Genomic DNA, 13,300 nt, shown 5'->3' on the forward strand with positions numbered 1-13,300 from the left:
ATTCATAAAGGGGAAACAGTATGTTAAATGTGAAACAGGTGATGACACACCAAGAAAACGTCAAAGAAATTACATTAAAAACTGAAGAAGCCGAGGTAAAAATTTTAACTTTGGGTGGAACCATTACATCATTTAAATTGACGGATGATCTTAATGTGGTAACGTCATTTATGAATTATGAAGATTATCTCAATAATTCTGTTTACTTAGGGTCGTGTATTGGTCCTTTAGCAGGAAGAACACGTGATGGAGTGATTCATTCAGATGAAACCACTTTGAATCTAAGTCAAAATAATGGTAAAGCGCATTTACATGGTGGTTATGAAGGCTTATCTACTCGTAATTTAACCATTAAAAGTCTTTATGATGATGACGAACCGATTGTAGTACTTGAAGGGGATTTTAATCATGAACGTGATGGTTATCCAGGTAATGTACGTTATGAGATTATTTATCGTTTAGATGGTTCATCATTGTCGGTCAGCTATACTGTAACGCCTTCATGTTCAATGCCTTTAAATCTTACGAATCATATGTATTTTGATTTATTGGGCCATGGTGATTTATCACAGCATCATCTTCTTGTTGACGCGGATTGCGTTGCTTATCTTGATGAGGATTTATGTACGGATGGTACATTGATTGATGTAACGGATACAGTCTTTGATTTACGAGATAACCCATCGCTTGAATCTGTTTTACAAGGCTACCATCCACAATTTCAAAATACACGACATCTAGACCACAATTATCAATTAATCGGTGATAAACGCGTTATATTGTCCGCTATGAACAAATCATTACTTATTGAAACATCGTCCCCGGCGGTTCAAATTTATTTTGCGAATTATTTCGATGAAAGTTTTAAGAACGGTCACGGTCAATTTGCCTTGAATCACTCAGCCATCGCCATTGAACCGGAATATTTACCAGGAAGTTGTGTTCCTTGGTTTTCAGAAGAAAATCCATATCAAGAAATCACGACGTATACCCTTAAGAAATAAGAAAAGACGAAAGTCTTCTCTTTTCATTGATGGGTGACATTTACATAAAGGAATTACCCTTACATTTGTAGATGTAAAAATTGTCATCAAAAGGTGTTCCATTTTTAATCATGGAGATACAATCATACACTAGATTCTAAGCGAGATATGATAAGATAAAGGAAGAAAAGAGGGATAGTGTGAAAATAGTTCATTTAGCAGATTTACATATTGGAAGAAGGCTTAATGATTTGAGTCTTCTTGATGATCAACGGTATGTTTTAAATCAAATTATTGAGGCATTCGATACCATCAAACCGCATGTTTTGATTATTGCGGGGGATGTTTACGATAAAGCAAATCCTAGTTCAGAAGCATTTGAAGTTTGGAATGATTTTTTGACGCAGTTAGCGCAACAAAGTATTCATGTTTTAATTATTTCAGGGAATCATGATTCTCAAGAACGGCTGGGTGTGGGGCGTGCTCTTTTTGAAGAACACGATATTTATTTAGCGTCTCATTATACAGGTGCGATTTCGTCGGTAACACTCCACGACGATTTCGGACCCGTTCATTTTTATCTGTTTCCTTATATAAAACCGTCCATGGTGCGCAATTACCATCCGGAGTTTACGGGGAATACATTCCAGGAGGCATTTGAATTTATTTTCCAAGATTTAACGATAAATCAAGATGAGCGAAACGTCGCGATTGCGCATCAATTTGTAATTGGAAATGGTATGACGCCAATCTTATCCGACTCTGAAATCGGACCCTCTGTAGGCGGGTTGGATGCAATAGATGCATCTTTATTTAAAGCATTTGATTATGTAGCGTTAGGTCATATTCATCGACCTCTGGCAATTGGTCGTGAAACCATTCGATACGCCGGCTCACCGCTAAAGTATTCATTCTCAGAATGCATGCATTCGAAACAATTACCCATCATCGACCTTAATAACGATGTATCCCTTTCGTTTATAGATATTAAACCCCTTCGGGATGTACGCTTGATAAAGGGGCCTTTAGAAAATCTTTATGAAATCGGAAAGGTTGAAGGAAGTGAAGATTATATTCATGCGGTGTTGACGGATGATATTATTCAAGGTGATGCGCTTCATAAATTAAGAAGTGTTTATCCAAACCTTGTGAGTTTGGATTTTGATAATACACGTACATCGACGGAAACTTCATTAGAACGTGCGACAACAATCTTAGAACAAAAACCTTTTGATCTTTTTAATACCTTTTTCACTGCACTCAATGGTCGTGATTTTAATCAGGAAGAATCAGATCTTGTGAAAGCAGTTATCGATGAAATTCAGGAGGAAATCTTATGAAACCGATACTTCTTTCGATACGAGCATTCGGTCCGTATTTTGAAGAAACGACCGTAGACTTTACACAGTTTCACGAAGGTTTATTTTTAGTGACTGGCGATACAGGTGCAGGAAAAACCACTATTTTTGATGCCATATCTTTCGCGCTTTATGATGTAGCCAGTGGGAGCCAACGTCAATCAGAATCACTTCGAAGTGATTTCGCGGATCCCTCTGTTGAAACGTACGTTTCGTTAACCTTTAGTCATAGAAATGAGACTTATCGCATTATTCGAAAACCTCGCTATGAGCGTTTAAAAGCGCGTGGAGAAGGCACAACCGTGCAGAATGCAACGGTACAACTTTATCTTCCAAATGGTCAAGAAATGGACGACATGAAAGCGGTGAATGCGAAGCTTATTGAAATTATTGGTTTGGATGCACAACAATTCAAACAAGTAGTCATGATTGCGCAAGGAGAGTTTTTAGAACTTCTAAATGCATCAAGTACGAAACGTTCCGAAATTTTTCGGACACTTTTTGATACGGAATTCTATCTTAAACTTCAAGAAAAATTAAAACAGAAAAATCTCAATCTTAAACGGGAATTGGAACATACAAAACATGAAGTGCAAAGTGTGTTAGATGGACTTCCAGATTCCATCGAAACGATTGAATATACCGGATTTAATCTTGACGATGTTAAGGATGATTTGGAACAAAAACAGGAGATAATGATAAAGCAACGCGCATCACAGCTTGAAACACAACAAAATTTCTCGATTAAACGGGATGTCCTTCTGGAATCAATTAAATCGTGGCAGTCGCATCAGCAAATCTTGAATTCTATTAAAGATAAAGAAATCGAAGCAGCTCAGTTGTATAAGCAAAAATCGGACTTTGAGGTCTTACGAAAAAATTTTGAAACTGAAACACTCATTGTGAACCACTTGATGCCGGTACATCACGCGCTTAAAGCTAATGAGGCAAAAATAGCGGCGCTAAATCTTCGTTACCAAGAAATTTGTGCCAAACTAAATACAGTTCAAAAAGAGTTCCAAGAAATTGAAGAACGTTATCTTCAACGAAATATACGTTTGGAACAGCTCGAACTCTTAAAACAACAAAAAACGATGTACACGAAAATGCTACCTCAATATAAGGCCTTGCAGACAGCTAACGATGCATACAAACAGGTAACAAGTGACCTTGATGCATTGAGTCAAAAAGAAAAGACGATGCTTAAACAGATTGAAAATAAAGAAACGTTGAACTCATCGATTTCATTGCTTATTGAACAAAAAAATGAACTTGAAAAACTCATTTTAATCCGATTGCATGAACTTGATACAGATTGCCAGCAATTAGAACTTAAACAAAAACACATTCATGACTTTGATCAAAAAAATATTCTTACAAGTCAATGGGAAAAGGCGTCTGATGAATACCGTGAAAAAGAACATGTTTATTTGCAAGCCAGAGATCAACTTGTGAAACAAGAACTGCGCTATTACCAGGAACAAGCGGGTATGCTAGCACAAAATCTTGAAGAAGGATCCCCTTGTCCGGTCTGTGGTTCCTATGATCATCCAAACCCAGCCCAGGTTGTGGAATCGGTTCTAACTTATGATGAACTTCAAGTATTAAAAAACGAGGTTCAAAAGAAGCAAGAAGGGTGCCAAAAGCAGGTGTTGGTTTGTAATAATCTCAAATCAAAAATTGAAAACATATCAAAAGAAATTGGACCTATTGATGAGATAGCGCTACGCGAGGATTATCAATTGCATCTAGAACGGATTGATGCGAAGCGAGCCCTAATTGATGAACACAAACGTAACCTTGAAACCCAAACTTCACAACTAAATGCACTCCAACAACAGCATCAAAATTTAGATAGTCTCAACAATGACTTAGAGAAACTGAAAGAGACCCAACATCAAATTCAAATGCGTAAAGTTTCGCTTGAAGCACAAATAAATATGATTCAAGCTGAATTAGAGTTCGAAAGTATCACGATATTGTCAGAGAAAATCGATCATTTAGATGTGCAAATTATAAGCGCGGAAGCCAAGGAACGTCACGAGTTGGAACGATATCAAGCGACCGCTCGTCTTCTTGAACAGATCGGAATTCAACGAATTGAGACGTCAAAACAACTTGAAACAGAACGTGCTGAATGTTCGGAAAAACAACATCAGTTAGAAAAACTCAGTAAAAAATATGCCATTAACCTTGAAGCGGTTGACTGGAGTACGCTCAACGAAACACGTCTTAATGAGCAGGCGCAACAACTGAAAGATTATGACCATCGAATCATTCAACTGAGTTCTGAGATTAATCAGTTAAAAGCTCAATCGAAAGAAACACCGAAACAGAGCTTGGAACACTTAAGCGAAGAAAAGGATGACGTTGAGAAAACATTAGCCAATCTTAATACATCGATACAAGAGGTTTCAACCCATACTGCGAGCTTGGCAATGGTATTGAAGCGATTGGAAGTCATTCAAAAAAACAGTGCAACGCTGGAACGACAAGGTGCATTATTGGATGGCCTTTCGAAAACTGCGAACGGTCATTTAAGTGGTAAACAAAAAATCGCACTTGAACATTATGTTCAATCAGCATATTTTGATTACATTGTGGAAGAAGCAAACAAACGGTTTACGCCAATGACTTCAAATCGATATGTTCTTTTAAGACAAGAAAAAGCTGAAAGACTTAACACAAAGTCGGGCTTAGATTTGGATGTTTATGATCAATACACGGGTAAGATACGCTCGGTTAAGTCTTTATCGGGAGGAGAGTCCTTTAAAGCATCGTTATCACTTGCTTTAGGATTATCAGATGTAGTACAACGGTTTTCAGGTTCAGTTCGTGTCGATGCTCTCTTTATTGATGAAGGGTTTGGAACATTGGATGATACCTCACTCCAACAAGCCATGAAATCATTAACGGACCTTGCAGGCACTGCGGAATATGTCGGTATCATTTCTCATGTACCGGAGCTGAAAACACTAATAGAACAACAAATTATGATCACGAAGACAGAAAAAGGCAGCACAATTAAGACACGTGTGCTTTAAGCCACCTGTCTTTTTTATTGACAAATTCTAGAGATTAGGATAATATCTAAATGCGAAACATTTGCAACAACAGGAGGTAAACCATGAAACAAGATCGGTCAACTGCGCATCGGAATTTAAAATCACCCAACATTAAAACACGAAAACGCGCATTAAAAATAATCAAACAATTACGTAAAAAGGGGAAATAAACATGAAAAAAGAAATTCATCCAGAATATCGAAAAGTTGTCTTTATGGATATCAATACACAAGCTCAATTTATCATTGGTTCTACGATTCAAACAGATAAAACGATAACACTTGAAGATGGGCGTGTGATGCCACTTGTAAATCTTGATATATCGTCAACATCGCATCCATTTTATACCGGAAAACAACGAGAAACGCGTGTTGAAGGTCAAATTGCGAAATTTAATCGTAAGTTTAAATCACAACAATAAAAAAAGCCCTTTATCTAGATAAAGGGCTTTTCGTTTAATCTAAAGGTGTCCAAACAAATTTCTTAACAATTGCTGTTGTTACAAGATAGAGACCGACGATTCCAAGAACGTATGCTAGATGATTTAAACTTAAAACTTGAAGTTCAATTGACTGAGCAAGCGGAGTTAGAACGAAGATTAATGTAATAAGTACAGCAAGTGCTGAGACGCCTACTAAGATCGAAGCAGGTTTGTTCTTGAATGAGAACGGTTTTTTAGCACGAATTACAAAGATAATGAGTGCTTGCGATAAGATTCCAAATGTAAACCAGAATGTTTGGAATAAGGTCGCTTGTTCGGCAGTATTTACGCCGAGCACATACCATAGTGTGATAAAGCACAGGATATCAAATACTGAACTTAAAGGTCCAAATACGGACATAAAGTGTACCAATCGATCCGATTCAAGTTTGCGTGGTTTATCGAGATCTGATTCGTCGCAATTATCAAATGGAATCCCTGTTTGAGCAAGATCACTGAGTAAGTTTTGAACAAGAATATGAACGGGTAACAGCGGTAAGAAAGGCAAGAAGATACTTGCAACGATTACGGAAATCATATTTCCGACATTACCACTAACAGCCATTTCTAAGTACTTAATCATATTAACAATTGTCTTTCGGCCTTCCATGATTCCTTTTCTAAAACCGTTAGGTCTTTTTTAAGAAGAATAATGTCGGCACTTTCTTTGGCAATGTCAACCGCAGTATCAACTGAGATTCCAACATCAGCTTGTTTTAATGCAAGGGCATCGTTGATACCGTCGCCTAAGAAACCAACTGTATGATTGTTTGCCTGGAATGCTTCCACAATACGTTGTTTTTGAACGGGGGATATTTTAGCGAAGAGATGACATGTACCTACAACGGCTTGAAGTTGTTCATCACTCATTTCTTCAATATCTTTACCCATATATGTTACTTCTGTATCAATCCCAACTTTACTACATACTTTCTTAGCTACACCTAAACTATCTCCGGTGATAACAACAACATCGACACCATGACGATTTAAACTCTCGATCGTTGGTTTTGCGCTTTCTTTAGGTGGATCAAGGAATCCAATAAAACCAATGAGTACGAGATCTTTTTCATCTTCGACACTGAATTCATGATCTGTTGGTAGTTCATTTTTTTGTGCAACGGCAATCATACGCAAACCATCATTATTATGTTGCATATAGACATCCATTGCTTCTTCACGTGTTTCATCATCGAGTGGGTATACTTTTCCATCACGATCGATATAGGAACACAATTTCATGATTTCTTCAACAGCACCCTTTGTAATAAGTTGTTTTTTACCGTTACTGTCTTCCAAAATAACACTCATTCGACGACGTGCAAAATCAAATGGAATTTCATCAACAATTGTATAATAGTTAACTAAGTCATCCATGTTGTAACTTGTTGCACGTTCAATAATTGCAAGGTCAATTAAGTTTTTTAGTCCACTTTGGAAATACGAGTTAAGATAAGCATGTCGCAATACACGCATGTCATCTTCACCGGTTGTATCCATATAACGTTCTAAAATAATATCCTCCTGAGTAATCGTACCGGTTTTATCGGTACACAAGACATCCATTTCACCAAATGATGAAATTGAACTTTGTGATTTCACAATGGTTTGATGTTTAGACATGTTTATCGCACCACGTGCCAAGCCACTGCTAAGGACTACAGGGAGCATTTCAGGTGTTAATCCGACTGCTACGGTGAGGGCAAAAACAAATGATTCAATAGGATTTGCCTTAAAGATCCAATTTAGGATGAAAATTGCGGGTAGCATAATGAGCATTAATTTCATAAGCAAGCGACTTACTGTTGAAATACTGCTTTCGAAACTGTTTGGACGTTTTGAATTTTTTAATGATCGGTTCATTTGTCCAAGATAAGTATCGCTACCTGTTCGAATTACAACCGCACGCGCGGAACCGGAAACAACGTTTGTTCCCATTAAACATAAATTCGTAAAGTCACTGTCTGCATCCATTTGGGATTCGTCAAATTTAACAAATTTCTCAATAGGTTGAGATTCACCGGTTAGTGTGGCTTGTGAAATAAATAAATCTTTTGCGGAAATTACTCGCATATCTGCAGGAATAATATCTCCAGCAGATAGACGGACAACATCCCCTAAGACAAGATCATCAATTGGAATTTCTATAAATTGACCATCGCGAAGCGCTGCCGTTGTATTAGAAACCATATTTAAAAGTTTCTCGCTGGCTGCACTGGATCGCTCATCTTGAATAAATGAAATCAGTGTAGAAATAATAATAATAATTGCTAAAATTGAAATGGTTAAATAATCTTTTTCCTGTGTTAATAAAATATCCGTAATAAATGTAATTACGATAACGACCATTAAGACTAAATTAAATGGATTAATTAAAACGTTAACAAATCCAATAAGAGGGTTTTTCTTTTTTTGAGGCTTGATCTCATTAGGACCATATTCTTCGAGCTTTTCCTCTGCTCGATTGGATGTATAACCCTCTGGAGATGCATCCAATTGTTCAAACAATTCCTCTTGGTTAAGTTGGAGTGTTTGAATTAGCTCTTTGTTTGTTACTGACATAGTTATAAACTCCCTTCATACTGTCATGTATGAACAAAATTTATCGATGACTTTCTTGAGGTGTACCCAAGGGGTCATCATCCAAAGATCGTTCACTAATACTGTCGTTCATGCAACTCTGACCTTCCATTGGTTTTCACCTCCTCGCTTTAAAACTATAACAAATTGAGGTTCATTAAGCAATAAAATCGAGGAGACATTGAAACTTAATGGTAAGAATATTTAACAGTTATGATATAATTCAAAAAAGTGGGAGGTAACATATGAAAAATGTAAACTTGAGCAATGAACTCGGAATTGATACAGTACTCTTTGATTTGGACGGTACAATTCTACCGCTTGATGGGGATGACTTTGAACGAACATATTTAACATCGATTACACAAAAAGTCGCGCATATTATTGAACCGGAAGCAATGGCAAAAGCGTTGTGGAAATCAAGTGCGGCAATGATTCAAAATACTGATATTTTTAAAACGAACGAACAGGTGTTTTATGATTGTTTTGAAACACTGGTTGGTACAGAAATTAAAACTCAAATTGATGCGATATTAGATGATTATTACGAACATGAATATGACATCGTGGAGACGGTTACATCGATTTCAAAACCGATGGTTGATGCGGTTTATTATTTAAGAGAAAAAGGATACAAAGTAATTCTAGCAACCAATCCGCTTTTCCCAAAACTTGCCACGGATAAACGAATTTGGTGGTCGGGTCTCGAATTAGATGATTTTGATGATATTACTCGATTTGAGAAAAATCATCATTGTAAACCCAACCCAATGTATTATGAAGAAATAATAAGTGATAATAAGTTGGATCCGAATGCGTGTCTAATGATTGGGAATGATGTTGAAGAAGACATGATGGCATCACAATTTGGGATGAAGACGTGGTTATTAACGGATAATTTAATTCATCGTGGCTCAGATTATCATTGTGACTGGATGGGTTCACGAGAGGAATTAATTAAGAAAATAAAGGAGTTGTTTTAATGCGTATAGGATCAGTAAAAGAACGAAAAGATTTTGAACAACGTGTAGGGATTATGCCTTCTCATGTTATTGAATATATTAAAAACGGTCATGAAGTCTATGTGGAGTCTGGGTTAGGCCTTGGGAGTGGCTTTACCGATGAAGAATACCAACATAACGGTGCCATTCTTTGTGATGATGCTGCTTCTGTTTGGAAACAATCAGAAATGATCATTAAAGTAAAATAACCCATCGCAGAAGAATATGATTTAATGCAACCCAATCAAATTCTTTTCACTTACTTGCATCTAGCCGATAATTTACCCTTAGCTAAAGCATTAATGGAACGGAATGTAATTGCCGTGGCCTATGAGACTGTGACAGATGAATTAGGGCGCTTACCGCTATTAAAACCAATGTCTGAAGTAGCAGGGCGACTCTCGATTCAAGAGGGTGCGAAATATTTAGAAAAAACCTATGGTGGAAAGGGAATTTTATTATCTGGGGTTCCTGGTGTCCGTGGGGGTCATGTTGTCATTATTGGTGGTGGTGTTGTTGGTATGAGTGCATGTAAAACGGCGTTAGGAACGGGAGCAACCTTGAGTGTAATGGATCGGAATTTAGATCGATTGGCTTATATTGAAGATGTTTTCGGAACTGCTGTCAATACAATATATAGTGACTTAAAAAATATTGAAGATGAGCTCCGCCGTGCTGATGTTGTGATTGGAAGTGTCTTACTTCCTGGTGCTCGTGCCCCAAAATTGGTAACGCGTGACCATTTAAAAATTATGGAACCTGGAACCGTGTTAGTTGATGTAGCGATTGATCAAGGGGGATGCTTTGAGTCCAGTCACCCAACAACTCACAGCAATCCGGTATTTGTTGACCAGGGAATTGTTCATTATTGTGTTACCAACATGCCTGGGGCGGTTCCCAAGACTTCAACCTATGCGTTGGGGAATGCGACTTTACCATATGGTTTAAAAATTGCTAACAGTGGTATTCATGAAGCGGTAACCAATGATCCAGGGATTAAAAATGGTTTAAATATTTATCACGGACAGGTTGTGAATGACGCGGTTGCGGCTGCACTTGATTTAGAATATATTGAATATGAAAACTGTGTTAAAGTGGTGCAACTTTAGTGGTTATTTGTTAGAATGTAGTAAAGGAGGTGGCCGTCATACCAAATGTTATTACACATGGGCTGATGGCACTCGATGTTTATAATGAACTTGACGTGTCTACAGTCCAAAAAGCGATAAAAAAACATCCGCGAGCATATTTGCTTGGGAGCAATGGACCCGATATTTTGTTTTATTACAAAGTATTTCCATGGCAAGATCAAGAACTGAATAAAATTGTCGCTGATTATGGTGGGATTGTGCACCGAACTCATGTTAATGATTTTTATAATCAAGCGGTGAGTTTTATAAAGGAAATGAAAGATGAACGAAGAAAAACCATTCTAATTGCGTTTATTGCCGGACATTTTCAACATTGGTCTTTGGATACCTTAGCGCATCCATTTGTATTTTATCGCGGAGGCGAAATTGCTGGATCAACACGTTACTGGCATTTTCGATATGAGTCAATGCTAGACTCACTCATGGTTACATATGTAAAACGACGGGATATGGCATCGTTAAAACCAAAACGATTTGTCGATGTCAATGAAGAAGAACGACGTGTTATTGCTTCGTTTTATCAAACAATGCTCGTTCAAGTTTTTGGAATCTATTTGGAACCCTTAGTAATTGAAGAAGCAATTAGTTCCTTTAAAAAGATTTTGAATTATTTATACGATCCGCACAATATTATGACTCCAGTGATTCAAAAACTGGAACGTAAAATGGCTTATCCGTGGGCGTTTTCAAGTCATATCGTAAATTCGAATATCGATGCGCGATACGACGTTCTTAACTTAAAGCGTGAAACATGGTCAAACCCAACAAATATCGATGATACATCGAACGAGACATTTATGGAACTCTATGAGTCATCCATTGTGCTAGGGAATGAATGCATCGGGGCTTTAAACGATGCATTAGAACACAATGAACCTGTAAATTTTGACGCACTTCTAGGAGATCGTCGCTATGATACAGGGCGTCCACCCGGACGTGAGATGAAATACTATGATAGTATTTATCAAAAGTAAAAAACAATAACAATAATAGGGAGGGTTTTATATGTTAGTTTATATTCATGGAAAAAATGTGGAAATCACAGATGCAATGCAAGAAAAGGTGGAAGAAAAATTAGAATTCTTACACAAATATTTCGAGGTAGATGACTCATGGCGTGCAAATGTGGTTGTCAATGTTTATCCTCAAGGTTCAAAAGTTGAAGTGACGATTACATCAAAAATTGGACCACTACGTGCCGAAGTTTTACATGAAGATTTCTATGCAGCACTCGATCGAGTTGTTGATAAATTAGAAGATCAAATTCGCCGTCATAAAACAAAAATTTCACGTAAAAACCGTGAGGGCTTATCACAAGCATTCTTAAATATGATTGCGGAATCTGAGGCAAAAGAAGAATCTAAACTTGTTAAGACAAAATCCATTGTGGCTGAAAAAATGAATCTTAATGATGCGATTGTAGATATGGAAATGTTGGGTCACTCATTCTTTATTTATACGGATGATGAAACATCAGATGTTGCAGTTGTCTATAAACGTCTTGATGGCGATTATGGTTTACTCGAAGTCGATCGCGATAACGATTAATTTTCAACGATTAATATGATATGATATACTTATCAAAACGGAGGTTTGAACAATGAGCTTTAAAGATAAACTTAAAAATATTCTTACACCGGTTGAAGATGAATATCTTGAACTAACTGACGAGGAGGCTGAGAGCTTGAGCGAATATGAAACACCACGCGCATCTTCGGAAGCGCCTAAACTACCATCAGATACAAAAATGGTTTTATTTGAACCGCGATCATTTGAAGAATCAGAGGAGGTTGCGCGTTATCTAAAAGAGAAACGTGCAGCAGTTGTAAACTTACATCGATTACAACGTGACTATGCACAACGTACGATTGATTTCTTAACCGGAGTTGTGTTTGCACTTGATGGATCAATTCAAAAAATTGGCCACAATGTAATTCTTTGTACACCACGTACAATAGGAGTTCAAGGGGAAATTAGTATGAACCTTGAAGATTTAGATCAATAGTAATTGAGTATGTCTCATAAACCCAAATTTAGAGTGATGCGCCAAGGGTATGATCGCTTTGAAGTTGATCAAATGATTGCGAATTTGGAACATGATAAAACGATATTAACAAAACAAATTGAACTTTATCAAAAACAAGTGGAGTCATTACAGGAACAACGTGATATAATCAAAAAGCGATATCAACAATTGGTAAGCGAAAGTGGTGTTCGTGAGAAAGCTGCAGAAGAAATGTCGCGGCTTGCCTTACGGGAAGCAAATTCAATTATCGATACAGCCTATATGAATGCGGACATGATTGTTCGTGAGGCGATGTCTACATCGCGTCAAGTACTCGTTGAAATAGCTCGTATTTCAAATGAATCAAACGAACTCCGTGACGAATTAAAAGAAAAATTAATGGAATTAGAGGTGGCAATTGACGATTTAACCTTGCCAGATGCGCCCAATTCCAAACTTATTGGTGAAGATCAAGACACATTAAAACGATAAATTGTTTCAGAGAGCTTGTGGCTGGTGAAAACAAGTAACAATCCGTTTTAGTATCACTTGTGAACCTTACTTTTGAAATTATAGTAGGAAGTACGTACTACGGCGTTAACGTATTGAGATTACAGATTACTCTGTAAATTAAGGTGGTACCGCGTTGAAGACGCCCTTATGAGGGCGTCTTTTT

At 37.3% G+C, this 13,300-nt stretch carries 12 protein-coding genes, 1 pseudogene and 1 other annotated feature; of the genes and pseudogenes, 11 read left to right on the top strand and 2 right to left on the bottom strand.

Features of this window, described 5'->3' with window-relative positions; translation table 11 throughout:
* The first annotated feature begins 20 nt into the window (after window positions 1–20).
* The 5 genes from EEI45_RS04735 (at window position 21) to EEI45_RS04755 (ending at window position 5,827) form a co-directional block, all read left to right on the top strand.
* On the top strand, window positions 21–1,004 hold the full coding sequence (locus EEI45_RS04735; RefSeq protein ID WP_125164330.1) for an aldose epimerase family protein: 984 nt from the start codon (window positions 21–23) through the stop codon (window positions 1,002–1,004).
* Window positions 1,005–1,183: 179 nt separating this feature from the next.
* Window positions 1,184–2,323: an exonuclease SbcCD subunit D gene (locus EEI45_RS04740; protein WP_125164331.1), complete on the top strand. Its 1,140-nt coding sequence runs from the start codon at window positions 1,184–1,186 to the stop codon at window positions 2,321–2,323.
* Window positions 2,320–5,385 carry an AAA family ATPase gene (locus EEI45_RS04745; RefSeq protein ID WP_125164332.1) on the top strand — a complete coding sequence of 1,022 codons (3,066 nt, stop codon included), beginning with the start codon at window positions 2,320–2,322 and terminating at the stop codon, window positions 5,383–5,385. Before EEI45_RS04740 ends, EEI45_RS04745 begins: the two co-directional genes overlap by 4 nt.
* Before the next feature lie 83 nt (window positions 5,386–5,468).
* A complete protein-coding gene (locus EEI45_RS04750) occupies window positions 5,469–5,576 on the top strand; it encodes a putative metal homeostasis protein (protein WP_125164333.1) in 108 nt (35 codons plus the stop codon).
* 2 nt (window positions 5,577–5,578) lie between these two features.
* Window positions 5,579–5,827 carry a type B 50S ribosomal protein L31 gene (locus EEI45_RS04755; RefSeq protein WP_125164334.1) on the top strand — a complete coding sequence of 83 codons (249 nt, stop codon included), beginning with the start codon at window positions 5,579–5,581 and terminating at the stop codon, window positions 5,825–5,827.
* A gap of 34 nt (window positions 5,828–5,861) precedes the next feature.
* Here the strand turns inward: EEI45_RS04755 and EEI45_RS09245 are convergent, their stop codons facing one another.
* Window positions 5,862–6,470, bottom strand: coding sequence for a cation transporting ATPase C-terminal domain-containing protein (locus EEI45_RS09245; protein ID WP_228410215.1), 609 nt, complete (start codon window positions 6,468–6,470; stop codon window positions 5,862–5,864).
* Window positions 6,467–8,449: a magnesium-translocating P-type ATPase gene (gene mgtA / locus EEI45_RS04760; protein ID WP_228410216.1), complete on the bottom strand. Its 1,983-nt coding sequence runs from the start codon at window positions 8,447–8,449 to the stop codon at window positions 6,467–6,469. Before mgtA ends, EEI45_RS09245 begins: the two co-directional genes overlap by 4 nt.
* Window positions 8,450–8,712: 263 nt before the next feature.
* On the opposite strand from mgtA, the gene EEI45_RS04765 reads away from it, so the two are divergent.
* The 6 genes and pseudogenes from EEI45_RS04765 (at window position 8,713) to EEI45_RS04790 (ending at window position 13,116) form a co-directional block, all read left to right on the top strand.
* The gene (locus EEI45_RS04765; protein ID WP_125164335.1) at window positions 8,713–9,450 is read left to right on the top strand and encodes an HAD family hydrolase; all 738 of its coding nucleotides are present in this window, start codon (window positions 8,713–8,715) and stop codon (window positions 9,448–9,450) included.
* A pseudogene (gene ald / locus EEI45_RS09255) lies at window positions 9,450–10,577 on the top strand (alanine dehydrogenase). The gene EEI45_RS04765 and the pseudogene ald overlap by 1 nt, the downstream one beginning before the upstream one ends.
* Before the next feature lie 65 nt (window positions 10,578–10,642).
* Window positions 10,643–11,593, top strand: a complete 951-nt coding sequence (locus EEI45_RS04775) for a zinc dependent phospholipase C family protein (RefSeq protein WP_202606012.1) — start codon at window positions 10,643–10,645, stop codon at window positions 11,591–11,593.
* A gap of 31 nt (window positions 11,594–11,624) precedes the next feature.
* Window positions 11,625–12,167, top strand: a complete 543-nt coding sequence (hpf, locus tag EEI45_RS04780) for a ribosome hibernation-promoting factor, HPF/YfiA family (RefSeq protein ID WP_003775373.1) — start codon at window positions 11,625–11,627, stop codon at window positions 12,165–12,167.
* A 52-nt stretch (window positions 12,168–12,219) separates the two neighbouring features.
* The gene (locus EEI45_RS04785; RefSeq protein WP_003775374.1) at window positions 12,220–12,624 is read left to right on the top strand and encodes a cell division protein SepF; all 405 of its coding nucleotides are present in this window, start codon (window positions 12,220–12,222) and stop codon (window positions 12,622–12,624) included.
* 9 nt (window positions 12,625–12,633) lie between these two features.
* Complete coding sequence (locus EEI45_RS04790) at window positions 12,634–13,116, top strand: DivIVA domain-containing protein (protein ID WP_125164337.1); 483 nt, start codon at window positions 12,634–12,636, stop codon at window positions 13,114–13,116.
* Window positions 13,082–13,287, top strand: a binding site (T-box leader). It overlaps the preceding gene by 35 nt.
* The last annotated feature ends 13 nt before the right edge of the window (window positions 13,288–13,300 follow it).

Origin of the sequence: Erysipelothrix piscisicarius, assembly GCF_003931795.1 — a bacterium.
Lineage (GTDB): Bacteria > Bacillota_I > Bacilli_A > Erysipelotrichales > Erysipelotrichaceae > Erysipelothrix > Erysipelothrix piscisicarius.

What these genes read in the sequence shown, in the direction of transcription:
- EEI45_RS04735 (WP_125164330.1), top strand. Translation starts at nt 21, where the DNA reads ATGTTAAATGTGAAACAGGTGATGACACACCAAGAAAACGTCAAAGAA.
- EEI45_RS04745 (WP_125164332.1), top strand. Translation starts at nt 2,320, where the DNA reads ATGAAACCGATACTTCTTTCGATACGAGCATTCGGTCCGTATTTTGAA.
- EEI45_RS04750 (WP_125164333.1), top strand. Translation starts at nt 5,469, where the DNA reads ATGAAACAAGATCGGTCAACTGCGCATCGGAATTTAAAATCACCCAAC.
- EEI45_RS04755 (WP_125164334.1), top strand. Translation starts at nt 5,579, where the DNA reads ATGAAAAAAGAAATTCATCCAGAATATCGAAAAGTTGTCTTTATGGAT.
- EEI45_RS09245 (WP_228410215.1), bottom strand. Translation starts at nt 6,470, where the DNA reads ATGATTAAGTACTTAGAAATGGCTGTTAGTGGTAATGTCGGAAATATG.
- mgtA (WP_228410216.1), bottom strand. Translation starts at nt 8,449, where the DNA reads ATGTCAGTAACAAACAAAGAGCTAATTCAAACACTCCAACTTAACCAA.
- EEI45_RS04765 (WP_125164335.1), top strand. Translation starts at nt 8,713, where the DNA reads ATGAAAAATGTAAACTTGAGCAATGAACTCGGAATTGATACAGTACTC.
- EEI45_RS04775 (WP_202606012.1), top strand. Translation starts at nt 10,643, where the DNA reads ATGGCACTCGATGTTTATAATGAACTTGACGTGTCTACAGTCCAAAAA.
- hpf (WP_003775373.1), top strand. Translation starts at nt 11,625, where the DNA reads ATGTTAGTTTATATTCATGGAAAAAATGTGGAAATCACAGATGCAATG.
- EEI45_RS04785 (WP_003775374.1), top strand. Translation starts at nt 12,220, where the DNA reads ATGAGCTTTAAAGATAAACTTAAAAATATTCTTACACCGGTTGAAGAT.
- EEI45_RS04790 (WP_125164337.1), top strand. Translation starts at nt 12,634, where the DNA reads ATGTCTCATAAACCCAAATTTAGAGTGATGCGCCAAGGGTATGATCGC.